Here is a 17,118-nt window from a genome sequence, read left to right as displayed (position 1 = left end):
ACGCGCAGTAGGTTTGGTTCGGTGTTACCCCCGTGGAGCCATTTCGGCTACGTAGATTTCCACGCGGCGATTGCGTGCGCGTCCCGATGCATCCGCATTCGAAGCGATCGGCTCGCGGGCGCCGCGGCCTTCCGTGACGACGCGGGTCGGCGAAACGCCGCGCATGGACAGGTAGTCGCGCGTGTGGGCCGCGCGTTCCACCGACAGCGGTTCATTGATGGAATCGCTGCCCGTGCTGTCCGTATGGCCGATGATGCTGACCGTCGTGTTCGGGTTTTCATTCAGGGTGGCGGCGAAGCGGTCGAGGATGGGGCGGAAGTTGCCCTTGATGTCGGCGCGGTTGGTGTCGAAGGAAATATCGCTTGGAATTTCCATTTTCAGGCGGTTATCGGCCGTCTGCGACACTTGCACACCAGTACCCTGTGTCGCCTGTTCCATCGCGCGCTTCTGGTTTTCCATGCGGTTCGACCAGATATTGCCGACCACGGCGCCAGCTGCCGCACCCAGCAGGGCGCCGCCGGCCGTGCGGCCGCTGCTGCCGCCACCGGTGGTGCCGCCGATCAAGGCGCCCAGGCCCGCGCCGATGCCGGCGCCCGTGGCCGTGCCACGTTGCGTCGAGGACATGTCCGCGCAGCCGGTGGCGGCCAATGCGATCACCAGCATGCCGATCAGGGATTTGGCGCCAGGGCCTTTTTTGAATGTTTCTTTCATGGATTTTCTCCTTGTTTTGTTATGGGGACATACCCAGGACTACCCGTACACGTTACTGCAAAACGACGCCGCTTGCCAGTGCGCGCACACCGTGCGAAAAATACGGCAAAAGGCGGCGCCCGTTTGCACGCGCGCCGCTCTTGTCAGACCCGGCCAAGGGCCTGGGCTATAAGCCGCGCCCGCTGATCAGGCGCAGCAGCACCATGATTACGGCGACCACCAGCAGGATGTGAATGAAGCCGCCAATGGTATAGGAAGTTACCAGGCCCAGCAGCCAAAGAATGATGAGTACGACGGCGATTGTATACAGCATGATGTGTCCTCCGAGAGTAATGTGTGGATGACGGCGACTGCCGTGGCCTTGCAGGCGCTGGCGCGTGGCACCGTCATCGATTCTTGTCATTGCGCGGCGACTGGGTCGCTGAACGCTGATGCCATGACTAAGTGTCTACTTTGTTTCCCTTGCGTTCTGTACGCTGTCGTACACAAGGCTCAACTATCGGGGGCGGTCCGCGTGTTCATCGGCCATGCCCGGCACCCACGCCAGCATGCCGGCCATGCCGACTGCGCCAGCCAGGCAGCTGACCATGCCGCCCGTGAGCAGCAGCATGACGCCGAATACGGGGCTGCCCGCCGGCGGCGCCAGGTCCAGCGCGCAAAAGCCCAGCGCGGTGGCCAGCAAGCCGCCGCCAATAAAGCCCAGCCAGATCCTGTTGCTGCCTGTCTTGTCGTCTTCCATGGCGTCTCCTTTGACATTCCGTTGAACTTTCCTGAATGCATCATCTCGCGGGACTGCAAGCTCATCTGTACGCCAGCGAACATTGCTAAAAAGAAAACGCCCGGACAAGCCGGGCGTGTGTTTAATTTACAACTAATCGCGGCAGCGGCGCCGCCGCGGTTCGCTTAGCCCATGGCGCGCAAGCCGCCGTTGACGACGCGCACGCGGTCGCCCTGGCGCCAGTTCGGCGCGGCGCTCTGGTGCACGGTGCGCGTCTTGCCGGTATCGAGGCGCACGACGATGTTGTAGCTGCGCGTGGCGCGCACGCTGCCTTCGATCTGGTTGCCGGCCACGGCGCCGCCGACGGCGCCCAGCACGGTGGCCAATTGCCTGCCGTGGCCGCCGCCCACTTGGTTGCCCAGCAAGCCGCCGACGACGGCGCCGCCGGCCGCACCCACGCCGCTGCCTTCGGCGCGCGTATTGACTTCATGGATGGCTTCGATCACACCGCAATTGGCGCACACCTGCGGCGCCGGGGCGGCCGCGTATTGTGGCTGCGGCTGCGGCTGCGGCTGGCGCACGGGTTGCTGCTGCTGCTGCTGCTGCTGCGGTGGCAGGGCGGCCAGCGGCAAGGCGCCGGCAGGCTGCAGGTTCGCTGGCGGCTGGTTTGCCTGCAGATTGGCCATCTGCTCGGCCGAGGTGCTGGCCGCCAGCGGCTGGGTGTCGCCCTGGGAGGAGGGCAGCCAGCCCATCAGGGCAGCCGTGCCCACGCCGCAAAACAGCAGGACGGCGACGGCGGCGGCAAGCACCAGCGGATGGAGGGATTTGGTGGTGGTAGTCATGGAAGGCTCCTTGGTTTTTTTAAAATAGTAAAAAGGGTAGTGCGTGTTCTGCGTGTTATGTGCGTCTGTTGCCAGTGTGCTGTGCCGCTTGCTCCGCTTCCGTGCGTCACCGTACATACAGGGCCGGTACTGCACCGTAGGCTAGGTAAAAATTATGTCGAGTTGTAACGACACCGAGGAAAAGCAATGCCACCAACGACTGCCAGCATGACCCTGCCCCGCGATGCAGGCCGATCCGGCCTGGGTTCGCCCGTGGGTGCGCCAGACGCCGGCAACCGCTTGCTGGCCAGCCTGCCCGAGCACGACTTGCGGCACCTGACGGCGCTGTTCGACACCGTCACGGTCGAGGTGGGCGAGGTGCTGTACGAACCGGGCCAGCCTATCGGCCACATCTATTTCCCCGGCGATTGCCTGATCTCGCTGCTGGCCGTGGCGGAAGGGCGGATGACCCTGGAAGTGGGCTCCGTCGGCCGCGAAGGCGTGCTGGGCGCGTCCGTCGCGCTCGGTCATGACCTGGCGCAAGTACGTGCCGTGGTGCAACGTTCCGGTACGGCCAGCCGCATCGCGCGCGCCGAGTTCTGCGCCGAGTTCGCCCAGCTCGAATCCCTGCAGCGTTTGCTGTACCGCTACACGGACACCTTGCTGGCGCAAGCCATCCAGATTGCCGTGTGCAGCCGCTTCCACGTGCTCGAGGCGCGCCTGGCCCGTTCGCTGCTGATCACGCGCGACCGCCTGCAGTCGGAAAAATTTCACCTCACGCATGAATTCCTTGCCCACACCCTGGGCGTGCGGCGGGTCGGCGTGACCAAGGCGGCCAGCGCGCTGCAACAGCAAAAACTCATCACCTATAGCCGCGGCAATATCGAGATCCTCGATTCGGCGGGCCTGGAAGCCGTTTCCTGCCGCTGCTATGAGCTGGTCAAGGATAGCGGCGCCATCGGCATGGCCAACGTCTTCGTCTAATTTCCTCAGAATAACTTTTCAATTTCGTCAACGGAAGCCGGACGCAAAAAAGCGGGGCGGGCGCCTGGGCACCCACCCCGCTTTTTTGATCAACGATTACTTCGGCTTGACCTGGTTGCCGATCACGCCGCCGACTGCGGCGCCGCCGACTGCGCCGACAGCGCTGCCGCCCGTCAGCACGGAGCCGGCAACGGCGCCGATGCCGGCGCCGATGGCCGTATTCTTATCCTGGCCGGACATGTTGGCGCAAGCCGTCAGGCTCAGCAGCAGGGCGGCAACGGAAGTGGTGGCGGCGATTTTTTTAATGATTTGCATGATAGTTCTCCTATGAATTCGGACCTCGTGGCGCCGGCATGGTATGGGCCGGTGGGACTTCGTATCGCCACGTCTTGGGTGTTTCAGGCACGATCACAGAATAGATTTGCGGCAAGGCAGGGTCTGTTCGGCAACGCACATAGGGGTGTAACAATTGTAAAAGCACACACGCCGCGCTTAGCGGGCCTTGCGCACGGGCTTGCCCGGCTTGGGCGCCACCGGTTTCACGCGCGCCTGGGCCAGCAAGGCTGCGCATTCGCTATCCTCGACGGGGCCCGTGTTGACCAGCGGCAGCAGCGCCGCCACGGGCGCCACCACGGCCAGCGCCAGCGCCCCGCCGGCGCGCAGGGCCAGCACGCCCTTGTCGACGCTCACGTCGGGCTTGCTGAAAGTGCCATGCACATACAGGGGCGAGCGCAGGGAAAAGATGCGCAAGCCCTTGCTGTCCGGCCGCAGGGTGAGGTCCAGCCGTTCATCGGCCAGGTTCACCGTGCCATCGATATGCAGGATGGCGTCATCCGTGTCGACGATGAACTGGCGCGTGCGCATCAGCCCCTTGGTGACGGCGAAGTCGGCCGCCATGCAGTTCAGCTTGACCTGCTTGTCGCCTGCCAGCTTGGCCAGCACGATACTGCCGATATTCAAGCCCATTTCTTCCAATAACAGCTTGCTGATGCTGCCCCGGTTGATCAGCGCGCGCACTTCGCCGTTCGAGCTGCCCAGCAGGGTGGCGACTGAATTGCCCGTGGCCGACAGCGACGCATCGCCATTGATTTCGCCCACGCTCGCTTGCAGGGCCGGCAGGCGGGGGAACAGTTGCTGGATGTGCAGATGGCGGGCGCTGGCCTTGAGTTCGGCCGCGATGCCATTGGCGATGACCTTGCCGCTGCCGTCGAGCTTGATCTGCGACGTCAGGGTGCCGCCCGCCACGTCGAAGTTGAGCGGCGTCAAGGACAGCACGCCATCCGTCAGCACGACATGCGTGTCGAGCTTGCTGATCGGCAACTCGGCATCGCGCGTGATCTTCTCGGCCGTGTAGCGCACGTCGGCGTCCAGGCTGGTCCAGCGCTCCGTCTTGAAGGTTTCCACCGGCAAGACGCGGCCGGCCGGCTGCGTCGATGGCACGCCCCGTTCCTTCTTGCTGGCGCTGGAATCGGCGCCCACCAGCGGACCCAGGTCGGAAAATTGCAGCAGGCGCGAGTGGACTTCGCCCGTCAGGCGCTTGCGCGGCGTGCTGGCGGAAAAGGCCAGCTTGCCGTTGATGTCGCTGGACCCCACCTTGCCGCTGAACTGGTCGTACACCCATTCGCCGCCGCGCGGCGCCAGGGTGCCCGTCAAATGGCCTTCCGTGCTGAAGTGCGGCGTTTCCGGCAGCAGCACGCCCGTCAACGGATACAGGCGCGCCATGCTGGGTCCGGATAGCTTCAGGCGCACGTCGAGCGCGGCCAAGTCCGTCGGGCGGGTCAGTGTGCCTTCGATGGCCACGCTGCTGCCGCTGGCGCGCATGTCGGCCTGGATGGGGAAGGGCGTGCCTTGCCGCTGCAGCGACAGCACGCCGCCCGCCTTGCCGCCGCCCTTGACGGTTTCGCCGCGGTAAGTGCCGGACAGCGTCCACGCGATGCCGTAGCGCGCATCGTCCGCGATGGTGTCGACATCGGCGCGCATCGCCGTCTTGCTGACGCCATCGTCCAAGGTCACGGTGCCCTTGCTGAAGACCACGCTTTGCAATTCCAGCTGCCATGGCGATGGCTGGTCCTGCTTGTCGAAGGTCCAGTTGTTCTTGCCATCCTTGCTGCGCAGCAAGCGCACCTGCGGCGTGTCGAAGCGCAATTGCGGGATGATGATTTTCTTGTCCAGCAGGGCCAGCGGATTGAGCGAGAACGCCAGCTGGCTCACGGTGGCCAGTTGCCCCTGCTCACCCGTGTCCGCCATGGCGCTCGGGTTGCCCAGGCGCACGTCCTTTGCCTGCAGGTGCGGCCAGGGCAGATAGTCGCGCCAGGTTTTTGGCCCCGCAGTGGCTGGCTGCTGCCACGTCAGTGCCAGGTCGCCCTCGATGGCAAACGGCCGCCCCAGCGCATCGCTGGCGCGCGCATTGAGCCAGGGCTTGGCGCGGTTCCAATCCATGTTCAGCAGGACGACGGCGGCCGTGACGGGCAGGGCGATCAGCACGGCGGTACTGGCGAGGGCGATTTTTTGACGGCGGGAGAGCGGCATGAGCTGATTCTTTCTGGACAAGTAGTCAGATGCTACAGGAATCGCTCCAAAGCCGGGCCTGTTTCAGGTTTTGCTGGCGGACACGTGCGCTGGCGCACGTTGCCCATGCAAGTATTGTCGATTTCCTACCCTATGTGCGGCACCGAACGGATATGCGGGGATGCGGGGCCTATAACGTCATACATCAAACGCAGTTCCTGATTCGTTCCATGTATGACTTATATCGTTACCTCACTCTCCAGGAGAAGAAAAATGACAAACCGAGATTCCATCAAAACCCCCTTGACCGCCTTGGCTGCCTGCATCAGCGCCGTCGTCCTGATGACGGGCTGCTCCAGCCTGAAAACGCCCGCCACGGCCGATGTCGCCGTGTCGCGCGCCGCCGTCGATAACGCCGCCAGCGCCGGCGCCGCCGACCTGGCTCCCGATGAAATGCGTTCGGCCCGCGAAAAAATGCGCATGGCTAACCAGGCCTTGAAAGACCGCGACTACAAGACGGCGCGCGACCTGGCCGACCAGGCGCAAGCGGACGCCAAGCTGGCGCAAAGCAAGGCCAACTCGGCCAAGGCGACATCGGCCGCCGATGAAATCAACGAGAACATCCGCGTCATGCGCGAAGAACTCGACCGTGCCAATCAGCAAGCCCCAAAACAATAAGCAACAACAATAACAGGACTCCATCATGAAAAAAGCCACCTACACCACCATTCCCGGCCTGCTGGCCATGGCCGCCCTGGTTGCCGCCTGCAGCTCCGCACCGACCACCACCAGCCTGCTCGACCAGACGCGCGGCGACTACATGGCGGCGCAATCGAATCCGATCGTGTCGACCTATGCGCCACGCGAATTCCGCGAAGCGAGCGCTGCGCTGGAAGCGGCAAACGCGGCCGCCACGCGCCAGGAAGACAGCGAGAAAGTCGACAAGCTGGCCTACCTGGCCAAGCAAAAGATAGCCACGGCGCAAGAAGTTGCCAAGCAAAAGGCGGCGGAAGCCGATATCGCCAACGCCGGCAAGCAGCGCGACCAGTTGCGCCTCGATGCGCGCACGCAGCAGGCTGACCAGGCCACGGCCCGCGCCCAGTCGGCGCAAGCGGATGCGGAAGCGGCCAAGGCCCAGGCGCAAGCGGCCGAAGCATCGGCCCGCGATGCGCAAGCCCGAGCCGCCGGTCTGGAAGCGCAGCTGGCCGACCTGGCCGCCAAGAAAACGGAACGGGGCATGGTCATCACCCTGGGCGACGTGCTGTTTGGCACGGACAAGGCGAACCTGACGGCCGATGGCGCGAATACGGCGCGCAAGCTGGCCGACGTGCTGAAAAACAACCCGCAGCGTACCGTGCTGATCGAAGGCTTTACGGATAGCACGGGCGGTTCCGCGCACAACCTGGAATTGTCGCAACGCCGCGCCGAGTCGGTGCGCAATGCGCTGCTGGAGCAAGGCATCAGCCGCGACCGCATCGCCACGAAAGGCTATGGCGCCGCCTATCCGGCCGCCGGCAACGATACGGCGGCAAACCGCCAGCTGAATCGCCGGGTGGAAATTGTCCTGTCTGAGGACAACACGGCCATTCCCGCTCGCCGCTAAGCCGCGCCGCCTGGCTCGGCAATAAAAAGGCAGCACCGGCCGCTACCTGGCCGGTGGATACCCATGCAAGACTTGAAAGGAAACATCATGACCCAAACATCTGTTGAGATTCCAGCTGGCATCGATACGGCCGCCATCCGCGCCGCCGCGAAAAACCTGGACGACGGCGCCGTGACGGCCGGCTACCAGGGCGACCGCCAGGAGTTGATCACCCTGTTGAATGGGGCGCTGGCCACCGAACTGGTGTGTATTGCGCGCTATAAACGCCATTACTACACCGTGAGCGGACGCGACAACGGCACCATCAAGGCCGAGTTCCTGGAACATGCGCAGCAGGAACAGGAACACGCCGATTGGCTGGCCGAGCGCATCGTGCAATTGAATGGCAAGCCAGATTTTAATCCTGCAACATTGCTTGCGCGTAGCCATGCCGAGTATGATGACTCCGAAGACGTGCAAAGCATGGTGCGTGCCAATCTGATCGCGGAACGGGTGGCGATCGAGTCGTATCGCCAGATGATCGTGAAAATCGGCGACAAAGACCCGACCACACGCCATTTGTTGATCAAAATCATGGCTGTCGAGGAAGAGCACGCCGATGATATGCGCGATCTAATGGAATAGTGTTTTTGAGTAAAGTAGGTATAGTAACTACATTCATCCACAGCTAAGGAGCTAAACCATGTTGGAAAACAATATCACCACCGTCAATAACGATGTCAAAACCCTGGTCAAGGATGCCCAGGCCCTGTTCAGCGCCGCTGCCGCCCTGACCGGCGAAAAAGCCGACGAAGTGCGCGTCAAGGGCATGAAAACCCTGGATGCCGCGCTGGCCAAGGCGCATGAAGCGCAAGCATCGGCCATCGTTGCCACCAAGCAGATGGCTGCCCAGGCAGACGGTTATGTCAAGGAAAACCCATGGCGTACCGTGGCCGTCGCCGCTGGCGTCGGCGTGCTGGTTGGCTTCATCCTGGGCCGCAAGTAATCCACTGTCAGGAGCGATATGGACAAGTCTGCTTCGTCTCACCAGGGGCCGGGATTGATCGGCTCGGTCGCCGGCCTGGCCAAAAACGCCGTCGGACTGATGTTGTCGCGGCTGGAACTGGCCACCATCGAACTGTCGGAAGTGCGCAATCACATGCTGCAGCTGATTGTCATTTTCGCGTTGGCGACCGTGGCGGGCTTGTTTGCCATCGCTTACGGCAGCGTGCTGATCGTCTTCCTGGCCTGGGATAGCCTGGGCTGGAAGATCCTGGCGATCATGACGGTCGTGTTCGTACTGCTGGCGATCGCCCTGGTCATGTATGCGCGCGCCATGTTGCGTCAAGGAAAGCTGTCCATGCCGGCCACCATGGCGGAATTGAAGGCCGACCGCGACATGCTGATGTAAGCGGCCTTACGAGGAGAATTCATGTCGGAAAACGACAAACTGGCGGCGCAAGCCGCCCGCAAGCGCCTGCTGATCGCCCAGGGGGAAATGTACCGCGTGGGCATCGTGCATGCGCGCGCCAACGTGGGCTATGCATTGCGTCCCGAATCGATGCTGCAGGGCGTGGTCGAAACGGCCGTCGGCTTTGCCGGCCACCGCGTCGAATCCCTGCTGGCGCCGGGCGGCATGCGTTTGCAAGGCGCCATGCCTTACGTGCTGACGGCGCTGTCCTTTATCGGACGCAAGAAGTTGGTCAAGCCGGCCCTGGTCCTCGTGGCCGTGGCCGCCGTTGCCGCCAGCTGGCTGCGCCGCAAGCGCTGAACGCCAGCCGTGTTGCACAGGAACGCCGTCATCGACGGCGTTTTTTTTGGCTCTGTCCTCGGCAAGTAGGGGAAATGCCGGAATCTTCCGTTGGCTGCGCTGTCTGACTCTGCATATTCACCACGCAGGGAGCAGATCATGCAGCCAGCCGACTGGATCAGCTTTATCGCACAGTTTGCTTACCTGAACCGGCGCCAGCGGCAGGCAGGCATAACCTTGCTGCGTGGCAACGCGCCACATGACGCGACCGTCGCGCTGCTGGAAAGCGTGGCGCAGCCGCGCTTGGCCTGTCCCGCCTGCCACTCGCATCAGCTGCACCGGCATGGCCATGCGCATGGCTTGCAGCGCTACCGTTGTGTACCGTGCGGGCGCACTTTCAATGCCTTGACGGGCACGCCGCTGTCCCGCTTGCGCCATAAATCGTTGTGGATCGCCTATGCCGATTGCCTGCTCGATTCCAGGTCGGTACGCCAGGCCGCTCAGCAGTTGGGACTGCACCGCAACACCACGTTTCGCTGGCGCCACCGTTTTCTCCGCGTCGCCAGGACGGATCGGCCGCATGGCCTGCATGGCATTGCCGAGGCAGACGAGTTATATGTGCTGGAATCGGAAAAAGGATCCAGGCAGATGACGCGTCCGGCCCGCCGCCGGGGCGGCCATGCCCGCCAGCGCGGTATTTCCGGTGAGCAGGTCTGTATCCTGGTGGCGCGCGACCGTACAGGCCAGACCCTCGATTTCGTCACAGGCAAAGGGGCGTTGACGAAGGCACAGCTGCACCGCTGTTTGTTGCCCGTCATCGATAAGGATGTCCTGCTGGTAACGGATGGCCATGCCGCCTACCGGGCGTTTGCCAGGGAAGCGGGCATCAGCCACCAGGCCGTCAACTTGCGCGCCGGCATCCGTGTGCAGGGCGCCGCGCATGTGCAGAACGTCAATGCGTATCACAGCCGTCTGCGGGACTGGCTGCGGCCCTTTCGCGGCGTGGCGACGCGCTACCTGCCGAATTACCTGGGCTGGCGCTGGATACTCGACGCCAGGCGCATCCGCTCACCAGAAACGTTATTGAAAGCAACGCTGGGAGCATTCCCACATTTGACGGTGACATAGCCTTTTTTTTTGCCCGTACCCAACGTCCGGCACGTGCAGGCGCAATCCCTTACAATGATTCACGCCGCACCCGCGCGGCGGACAGAGGGCCATCTCGATGACGAATTCAAAGACACCGATCAATCAGTTAAATCCCTCGCGCCTGCGCATCGTGCTGGTGCTGCAAGGCGGCGGCGCACTGGGCGCCTACCAGGCTGGCGTCTACCACGCGCTGCACGAACATGGCCTGGCGCCCGACTGGGTGGTGGGCACTTCGATCGGCGCCATCAATGCCGCCATTCTTGCCGGCAACAAGCACGAAGACCGGCTCGTGCGCTTGAAACAGTTCTGGCAGCGCGTGGCGCACCGCGACAGCATCGACATGAACCTGGTATCGGACCAGCAGCGCCGCTCGAACATCTGGCTGGCCACGCTCGATACGGTGCTGCGGGGCGTGCCCGGCTTCTTCAAGCCGCGTTCGTTCAGCATGTTTCCGGCAGGAATCGCCGTCAAGCCGGAAGAGGCCAGCTTCTATGACACCAGCGAACTGGCCGGCACCCTCGAGGATCTGGTCGATTTCGATTACCTGAACCAGCCTGGCGGCATGCGCCTGACGGTCAACGCCCTGCGCGTCAAATGCGGCAGCCTCACCAGTTTCGACAGCCAGCAGCAACCCCTGACGGCGGACCATATCCGCGCCAGCGGCGCCTTGCCGCCCGGCTTTGCCGGCGTGCGCGTCGACGGCGACTTATATTGGGATGGCGGCCTGTACTCGAACACGCCGCTGGAAACCGTGCTCGACGACACGCCCCACGTCGACACCCTCGTCTTCATGGTGGACCTGTGGAGCTCGGAAGGACCGGAACCGACCACCCTCGACGAAGTGCAGACGCGGCAAAAGGATGTCACCTTCGCGTCGCGCTCGAAGCGGCATATCGCCGATTATGTCAATACGCATACCTTGCAGCGCAAATTGCGCGAACTGTATGCCGGGTTGCCCGATACCAAGCACAACCGCCAGCAGACGGAAGAGCTGGTCGCGCTGGGCTGCGACAGCACCATGCACATCGTGCGCCTGCCGTACGCGGGGCGCGACTGGCACATGGCGGCCAAGGACATCAATTTTTCCAAGGGCTCCATCGAGTGGCGCTGGGAGCAGGGCTACCAGGATGGCTTGCGCGCGATCAAGGCGGCCGGCTGGCTCGCCTTTGTCACGGAAGATACGCCGCTCGTGGTGCACGAGTTGCCGCCCTACGAGCGCGACGCCGCCTGATCAGGCCGAGTCGCAAGAGTACGCTTCACTATTGCGGATGGGCCGCTTCGCGCAGTTTTTCCGCGTTCGCCATGTCTTGCCGGTAAGTGTCTTGCGCCTCCTTCAGGCAGGTGGCGCGCGCGGCCGAGGGTTCCGAGCGGCAGGCTTTCTTGGCTTCGGCCAGGGCGGCGGCGATTTCCTTGCGCAGGGTGCGCAGCTGGGCTTGCGCCGTGCTGTCTTCCTGGTACCAGCGTTGCGGGTCGCCCGGCTGCGGCGTGGCCGTCTGGGCCAGTGCCAGCGGCGCCAGGCTGCAGGCGAACAGGGTGGCCAACAGTGTGTTGTGGATAGTCATGATATTTCCTCCTTGAAATAAAAAAGGCGCCGTAGCGCCTTTTTTTACAACCTGCCCGTCAGTAATAGCAGGATCAGTATCACTACGACGAGGCCGGCGATGCCGCTGGGGCCGTAACCCCAGTTGCGGCTATGCGGCCAGGTAGGCAGGACGCCGACCAGGGCCAGGATCAAGATGATCAGAATGATGGTGCCCATGGTATCTCCTAGTTGGTGCATGGTCCGGCGCAGGCTTGCGGGCAAGCCCGGCCAGGGGATTAATAGCGGTAGACGCGGCCGTCAACGATGCGCACGCGATTGCCAGGGCGCAAGTCATTCGCGTTGTCCTGCACCACGGTGCGGTATTCGCCGTTATCGAGGCGCACGCTGATCTGGTAGCCCTGCGCTTGCTGCCTGCGGCCTTCCACTTGGTTGCCCACGACGCCGCCGGCGACGGCGCCCGCCACGGTGGCGGCCGTGCGTCCGCCGCCCGAGCCGATGGTGTTGCCCAGCAGGGCGCCCGCGATGCCGCCCACGACGGCGCCGGCGCCGCTGGTTTGTCCGCCGCCCTGCACGAGCTGGATGGAATCGACGGTGCCGTACATGGCGGACTCAGGCTGGTTGGCTGGATAGTATGGTTGTTGTGACTGGTAAGAAGGGCCGGTGGCGCAACCGCTCAGTACGGCGGTGGCGGCGAGCATCAGTGCAGCCATGGTGGCGTTGGTTTTCATTTTATTCTCCTGACGAGGTGAGGGTGTAGTGCCATCTTAGTCATGCCCCCGCCCCCGGTCTGTACGCTGCCGCACGTACTTATTTCGTGTCGAAATGGTATTTTTTATCACGGCGATCCCGCAAAACGTTGTTATTTCTCCCTGTCTGCCTCCCGCTTTCAAAATAAATTACTTGTGTACGGCAGCGTACAGAAGAGAGGCGGCGATCCACGTAAAACGGTAGTCATGCCAAGCAGACATGCTTGCTACCACCAGGGAGAAATACATGAACAAGAATAAGCTTTTCACCGCCATCGTCGTCAGCCTGGCGTGCGCCGCCTGGGGCGGCCAGGCAGCGGCTGCCACGCCGGAAGCGAAAGCAGCGTACAAGGCGGCCAACGAGCAGGCGGGCCTCAATTACAAGCTGGCGCATGCGGAATGCGAAAAAATCACGGGCAACCCGAAGGATGTCTGCATCGCCGAAGCGAAGGCCGTGCGCGCCTACGATGAAGCCGTGGCCCAGGCGCAATACACGAATACCCTGCGTGCCTACACCAAGGCGCGCATCAAGATTGCCGATGCCAATTACGACGTCGACCTGGCGCGCTGCAATGCGCTGACGGGCAATGACAAGGATGTCTGCGTCAAGCTGGCCAAGTCCACCAAGGTGGCGGCCCTGGCCGACGCCAAGGCAGACAAGAAAGTCATCGAAGCGCGCAGCGATGCGCGCGAAGCAAAAAGAAAAGCCGAGTACAAGGTCGCGACAGAAAAATGCGATGCATTAGCCGGCGCAGCCAAGGATGACTGTATCAAGGCTGCAAAAACCCAGTTCGGCTACTGAGCTCCCTCCGGCGCGCAGTCACCAGACTGGTATAAGAAGCTCATTGTGAGCACATTGATTGACCACTCCTAAGGAAACCACCATGAAATTCACTAAATCTATCGCTACTGGCCTTTTCGTCGCTTCCCTGTTCGCCGTTGCAGGTTGCGCTTCGACCCCAACCAAGGAAGGCACGGGCGAGTACATCGACGACGCGGCCATCACCACCAAGGTGAAAGCCAGCATCTTCAACGAGCCTACCCTGAAATCGACGGAAATCAACGTTGAAACCTTCAAGGGCGTGGTTCAGCTGAGCGGCTTCGTGGCCCAGCCGTCGGATGCCGCCAAAGCAGGCGAAGTCGCCCGCGGCGTCAAGGGCGTGAAGTCGGTGAAGAACGACATCCGCGTCAAGTAATGGCCTGACCTGCCGCAGCGGCCCGCCCTACGGCTGGCCCTGCGGCCCACCACCGACCGTCGCGGGAATCGCATGCATATCCAGCCTACAGATACCCCGCCCGAACCGGTGGCGGCCGCCTCCACCGAGCCTGCCGGGCCACCTCCCGGCGCGCCCGTGGAGAATCCGGACGCATCCCTGCGTTTGCCGCTGCATGTCAATGCGCGCGGCATGGCGCTGGGCATCATCGCCACCGTCAGCTTCATTTATGCGCTGCAGTGGGCACAGAAATTCCTCATTCCCGTCATCTTCGGCATTTTCATTGCCTACACCCTCAATCCCGTCGTCGCCTGGCTGGAAAAGCTGCGCCTGCCGCGCGCCATCGCCGCCACGGCCGTGACGGCCCTGATCCTGTTCGGCTCCATCGTCGTCGTCGAGCGCGTGCAGGGCGAATTCGAATCCATCGTGGAAGAGTTGCCGGCCGCCACGCATAAACTGTCGCGTCTGATCGCCGCCAGTACGGGCGGCAAGAACAGCACCTTCCAGAAGATGCAGGCCGTGGCCAATGAAATCGAGCAAGTGGCCGCCGGCGCCGAAGCGCGCCGCAACAACCGCCGCGCTGCCGCGGCCGAGGCGCCCAACTTCAAGATCATGGACTGGGTCTGGGCCGGCTCGCTGGGCCTGGTGGGCTTCCTCAGCCAGGCCACCATGGTCATCTTCCTCGTGTTTTTCCTGCTGCTGTCGGGCGATACCTTCAAGCGCAAGCTCGTCAAGCTGACGGGGCCGTCGCTGAGCCGCAAGAAGGTCACCGTGCACATCCTGGAAGACATCAATACCTCGATCCAGAACTATATGTTCATGCTGCTCGTCACGAATGGCTTGCTGGCCGTCCTGATGTGGATCGCCCTGCGCGTGATCGGCCTGGAAAACGCGGGCGCCTGGGCCATCGTGGCCGGCTTGCTGCACATCATGCCGTATTTCGGCCCCTTGCTCATCACCATCGCCACGGGCCTGGTGGCCTTTTTGCAGTTCGAATCGCTGGAAATGGTCTTGCTGGTGACGGGCACGTCGATGGCCATCGCCACCCTGGTGGGCACCTTTGTCACCACCTGGATGACGGGGCGCATCGCCCGCATGAATCCCACGGCCGTGTTCATCAGCCTGCTGTTCTGGGGCTGGCTGTGGGGCGTCTGGGGCTTGCTGCTGGGCGTGCCCATCATCGTCATCGTGAAAGTCGTCGCCGAGCGCGTGCAGGGCATGGAAGTGGTGGCCGAGCTGCTGGGCGAATAGTTTGCGGTAACTCAAGAAAAACGGCGCCTGCGGGCGCCGTTTTGACTTGCCGCAGCCGGCTCAGGATTGGTGGCGTTTCAATATCTTGACTTGCACGTCGCCATCGTCCGTCTTCGGCATATCCTTCATGCTGCCCAGCTGCAGGGCGAACTGGCGCGTGAATTCGGCGCCCAGGAAAAAGATTTGCGCCGAGTAATATACCCACAGCAGCAGGGCCACGAGCGAACCGGCCGCGCCATAGCTGCTGGCCACGCCGCTATTGCCGATATACACGCCAATTGCATATTTCCCCAGGGAAAACATGAAAGCCGTGCCCACGGCGCCGATCACCACGTCGCGCCAGGACAGGCGCACGCGCGGCAGCATTTTATAGATGACGGCAAACAGGCTGGCGATGACGGCAAAGCCGATCAGGTTCGACAGGATGGTAAACAGCACGGCCGTGTCTTTCCACACGCCTTCCCAGAAATTGGCGAGGATGGCCATGGCTGCGTTGACCACCAGCGACACCATCAGCAGGAAGGCCAGCACCAGCACCAGGCCGAAGGACAGCAAGCGCGTGCGCAGCATGTCCCAGGCGCCCGCTTCCTTCAGCGGCGGCACTTGCCAGATCTCATCCAGGCTGGCTTTCAGTTCGGCAAACACGCTGGTGGCGCCGAACAGCAGCAGGGCGCTGGCGATGAGGGTGGCGATGCGGCCCTGCTCATGATTCTTCGCGCCAGCCAGCACCAGCTGGATGGCTTCGGCGCCCTGCGTGCCCAGCAAGCCCTGCAATTGCCCCATCAGCTCGCCGCGCGCGGCGGCCGGACCATAGAAAAAGCCGGCGATGGCGATCACCAGCACGAGGATGGGGGCGATGGAAAACAGGGTGTAATAGGCGAGGGCGGCGCCCTTGCTCGAGGCGCGGTGTTCCAGCCATTCGGTGACGGAACAGACGATGACGCTGCGCATCTGCTTGCTGAACGGCGCCAGGCCGGCCAGTCTGGGATAGCGGGGGGAAATATTCATGATGGCTTTCAATGCAAAAAAGGGGCGCGAGCCCCTTTTTCTATTCACGAGTGGCGTACCACTGTTGAGCTTACTGCACGCGGCGTTCGATGGTGATCTGTTCCACTTCAACGCGGCGGTTTGGTTCCAGGCACTTGATCAGGTCGGCACGCTTCTTGTTATCGCAGGTGACGACAGGATTGGTGGAGCCCTTGCCTTCGGCCGTCAGGCGGTTGGCGGCGACACCGTGAGCGACCAGGTATTCCTTGACTGCATCAGCGCGCTGCTGCGACAGTTTCAGGTTGTACTTGGGCGAACCGATGCGGTCGGCATAACCGCTGATGACGACGTTGTTGACGTCCGGCGCTGCGTTCAGCACGCGGGCGATTTCGTCGAGCTTGGTCTGTGTCGGACCCAGCTTGGCGCTGTCGAACGCGAACAGTTCCGTTGCCGCCATCGTCACTTTTTCAAAGCGTGGCGGCGGTGGTGGTGGCGGTGGCGGCACGACCACGACGACTTCTTCACGCACTGGCGGCGGTGGCGGTGGCGGCGGCGGTGCAGGCGGTTTGTCGAACGCGTAGTTCAGGCCCACGGTGACATAGTAATTGTTGGACTTGCTGCTCGGGTCGAAGGTGTTGCCACGCAGGAAGCCGTGCACATTGCGCACGTCAGCCTGGACGGACAACTGATCCGTGATGCTGGACTGGAAACCCAGACCCACGCTGGCGTATGGCGAGCTCTTGCTGCGTTCACCGAAGGCGGAGCTGGTGTCCTTGTCGCGCTGCATGCCGGCACCGACCAGCAGGAAGGGACGGAAGGCTTTGCGCGAGAACATGTACAGGCCGTCTACGCCCAGCGTATTTTGCTGGTAGCGCTGACCGCCATCCTTGGAGCGGGCATACGTGGTGCCCAGCTGGATATCCCAGTCCGGCGAAACGGGTTTACCGAAACGCAAGCCCGCGCCATAGCCGGTTTTATCCGTGGCGAAGTCGGAATCTGGTTTGAGTGCGTTGATGCTAGGTTGAATGTACCAGGAGGGATTGATTTCCTGGGCCTGTGCGCCGAGGGCGGAGCACAGTACTGCGGCGGCGACGGCAATTTTTTTTAGATTATTCACAAGTAACTCCCAACGTTGATAAGAGATTTTCTCTACT

The 17,118-nt window shown here is 62.7% G+C and carries 23 protein-coding genes; 12 read left to right on the top strand and 11 right to left on the bottom strand.

Annotated elements, in window-relative coordinates:
* Positions 1 to 24 precede the first annotated feature (24 nt).
* The 4 genes from CLU94_RS05460 to CLU94_RS05450 all read right to left on the bottom strand — a co-directional run bounded on the left by CLU94_RS05460 (position 25) and on the right by CLU94_RS05450 (position 2,271).
* Positions 25 to 663, bottom strand: coding sequence for an OmpA family protein (locus CLU94_RS05460; protein ID WP_099668175.1), 639 nt, complete (start codon positions 661 to 663; stop codon positions 25 to 27).
* A 214-nt stretch (positions 664 to 877) separates the two neighbouring features.
* Positions 878 to 1,024, bottom strand: coding sequence for a lmo0937 family membrane protein (locus tag CLU94_RS27920; RefSeq protein ID WP_010396376.1), 147 nt, complete (start codon positions 1,022 to 1,024; stop codon positions 878 to 880).
* Positions 1,025 to 1,207: 183 nt separating this feature from the next.
* Positions 1,208 to 1,450, bottom strand: a complete 243-nt coding sequence (locus CLU94_RS05455; protein ID WP_099664894.1) for a hypothetical protein — start codon at positions 1,448 to 1,450, stop codon at positions 1,208 to 1,210.
* A gap of 164 nt (positions 1,451 to 1,614) precedes the next feature.
* Positions 1,615 to 2,271 (bottom strand): glycine zipper 2TM domain-containing protein, encoded by a 657-nt coding sequence (locus tag CLU94_RS05450; protein WP_099664893.1) that lies wholly within the window; start codon positions 2,269 to 2,271, stop codon positions 1,615 to 1,617.
* Positions 2,272 to 2,457: 186 nt separating this feature from the next.
* On the opposite strand from CLU94_RS05450, the gene CLU94_RS05445 reads away from it, so the two are divergent.
* A complete protein-coding gene (locus tag CLU94_RS05445; protein WP_099664892.1) occupies positions 2,458 to 3,234 on the top strand; it encodes a Crp/Fnr family transcriptional regulator in 777 nt (258 codons plus the stop codon).
* 96 nt (positions 3,235 to 3,330) lie between these two features.
* Here CLU94_RS05445 and CLU94_RS05440 read toward each other — a convergent pair whose 3' ends face one another.
* Complete coding sequence (locus CLU94_RS05440) at positions 3,331 to 3,549, bottom strand: glycine zipper 2TM domain-containing protein (RefSeq protein ID WP_010396384.1); 219 nt, start codon at positions 3,547 to 3,549, stop codon at positions 3,331 to 3,333.
* A gap of 177 nt (positions 3,550 to 3,726) precedes the next feature.
* A complete protein-coding gene (locus tag CLU94_RS05435; RefSeq protein ID WP_099664891.1) occupies positions 3,727 to 5,763 on the bottom strand; it encodes an AsmA family protein in 2,037 nt (678 codons plus the stop codon).
* A gap of 252 nt (positions 5,764 to 6,015) precedes the next feature.
* Between CLU94_RS05435 and CLU94_RS05430 the strand changes: the two genes are divergently transcribed.
* From CLU94_RS05430 to CLU94_RS05395, 8 genes are all read left to right on the top strand, one after another.
* Complete coding sequence (locus tag CLU94_RS05430) at positions 6,016 to 6,420, top strand: DUF4398 domain-containing protein (RefSeq protein WP_099664890.1); 405 nt, start codon at positions 6,016 to 6,018, stop codon at positions 6,418 to 6,420.
* A 25-nt stretch (positions 6,421 to 6,445) separates the two neighbouring features.
* Positions 6,446 to 7,345 (top strand): OmpA family protein, encoded by a 900-nt coding sequence (locus CLU94_RS05425; RefSeq protein ID WP_099664889.1) that lies wholly within the window; start codon positions 6,446 to 6,448, stop codon positions 7,343 to 7,345.
* A gap of 87 nt (positions 7,346 to 7,432) precedes the next feature.
* Positions 7,433 to 7,969, top strand: coding sequence for a ferritin-like domain-containing protein (locus CLU94_RS05420; protein ID WP_070224913.1), 537 nt, complete (start codon positions 7,433 to 7,435; stop codon positions 7,967 to 7,969).
* A 58-nt stretch (positions 7,970 to 8,027) separates the two neighbouring features.
* Positions 8,028 to 8,330, top strand: a complete 303-nt coding sequence (locus CLU94_RS05415; RefSeq protein WP_035826246.1) for a DUF883 family protein — start codon at positions 8,028 to 8,030, stop codon at positions 8,328 to 8,330.
* Between the two features lie 18 nt (positions 8,331 to 8,348).
* Entirely contained in the window at positions 8,349 to 8,735 is a 387-nt protein-coding gene (locus CLU94_RS05410; protein WP_034758936.1) for a phage holin family protein, read from the top strand.
* Between the two features lie 21 nt (positions 8,736 to 8,756).
* Entirely contained in the window at positions 8,757 to 9,095 is a 339-nt protein-coding gene (locus CLU94_RS05405; protein WP_035826249.1) for a hypothetical protein, read from the top strand.
* Positions 9,096 to 9,233: 138 nt separating this feature from the next.
* Complete coding sequence (locus CLU94_RS05400) at positions 9,234 to 10,202, top strand: IS1595 family transposase (protein WP_099664888.1); 969 nt, start codon at positions 9,234 to 9,236, stop codon at positions 10,200 to 10,202.
* A 97-nt stretch (positions 10,203 to 10,299) separates the two neighbouring features.
* Complete coding sequence (locus CLU94_RS05395) at positions 10,300 to 11,454, top strand: patatin-like phospholipase family protein (RefSeq protein ID WP_099664887.1); 1,155 nt, start codon at positions 10,300 to 10,302, stop codon at positions 11,452 to 11,454.
* 28 nt (positions 11,455 to 11,482) lie between these two features.
* Here the strand turns inward: CLU94_RS05395 and CLU94_RS05390 are convergent, their stop codons facing one another.
* The 3 genes from CLU94_RS05390 to CLU94_RS05380 are packed head-to-tail and all read right to left on the bottom strand — an operon-like array spanning position 11,483 to position 12,494.
* Positions 11,483 to 11,785, bottom strand: a complete 303-nt coding sequence (locus CLU94_RS05390) for a hypothetical protein (RefSeq protein WP_099664886.1) — start codon at positions 11,783 to 11,785, stop codon at positions 11,483 to 11,485.
* Between the two features lie 44 nt (positions 11,786 to 11,829).
* On the bottom strand, positions 11,830 to 11,982 hold the full coding sequence (locus tag CLU94_RS05385) for a DUF3309 family protein (protein ID WP_010396415.1): 153 nt from the start codon (positions 11,980 to 11,982) through the stop codon (positions 11,830 to 11,832).
* 59 nt (positions 11,983 to 12,041) lie between these two features.
* Complete coding sequence (locus CLU94_RS05380) at positions 12,042 to 12,494, bottom strand: glycine zipper 2TM domain-containing protein (protein WP_077401560.1); 453 nt, start codon at positions 12,492 to 12,494, stop codon at positions 12,042 to 12,044.
* Positions 12,495 to 12,759: 265 nt separating this feature from the next.
* On the opposite strand from CLU94_RS05380, the gene CLU94_RS05375 reads away from it, so the two are divergent.
* The 3 genes from CLU94_RS05375 to CLU94_RS05365 all read left to right on the top strand — a co-directional run bounded on the left by CLU94_RS05375 (position 12,760) and on the right by CLU94_RS05365 (position 14,977).
* Positions 12,760 to 13,314, top strand: coding sequence for a hypothetical protein (locus CLU94_RS05375; protein ID WP_099664885.1), 555 nt, complete (start codon positions 12,760 to 12,762; stop codon positions 13,312 to 13,314).
* An 82-nt stretch (positions 13,315 to 13,396) separates the two neighbouring features.
* Positions 13,397 to 13,708: a BON domain-containing protein gene (locus tag CLU94_RS05370; protein WP_046682432.1), complete on the top strand. Its 312-nt coding sequence runs from the start codon at positions 13,397 to 13,399 to the stop codon at positions 13,706 to 13,708.
* A gap of 72 nt (positions 13,709 to 13,780) precedes the next feature.
* Complete coding sequence (locus CLU94_RS05365) at positions 13,781 to 14,977, top strand: AI-2E family transporter (protein ID WP_370385259.1); 1,197 nt, start codon at positions 13,781 to 13,783, stop codon at positions 14,975 to 14,977.
* Positions 14,978 to 15,037: 60 nt separating this feature from the next.
* Here the strand turns inward: CLU94_RS05365 and CLU94_RS05360 are convergent, their stop codons facing one another.
* Entirely contained in the window at positions 15,038 to 15,985 is a 948-nt protein-coding gene (locus tag CLU94_RS05360; RefSeq protein WP_099664884.1) for a YihY/virulence factor BrkB family protein, read from the bottom strand.
* A 70-nt stretch (positions 15,986 to 16,055) separates the two neighbouring features.
* Positions 16,056 to 17,081, bottom strand: coding sequence for an OmpA family protein (locus CLU94_RS05355; RefSeq protein ID WP_099664883.1), 1,026 nt, complete (start codon positions 17,079 to 17,081; stop codon positions 16,056 to 16,058).
* Between the last annotated feature and the right edge of the window lie 37 nt (positions 17,082 to 17,118).

The organism is Janthinobacterium sp. 13 (genome assembly GCF_002749695.1).
Taxonomy (GTDB): domain Bacteria; phylum Pseudomonadota; class Gammaproteobacteria; order Burkholderiales; family Burkholderiaceae_D; genus Janthinobacterium; species Janthinobacterium kumbetense.
Note: the sequence above shows the minus strand (reverse complement) of the source record. Positions and strands in the feature narration are given on the sequence as shown.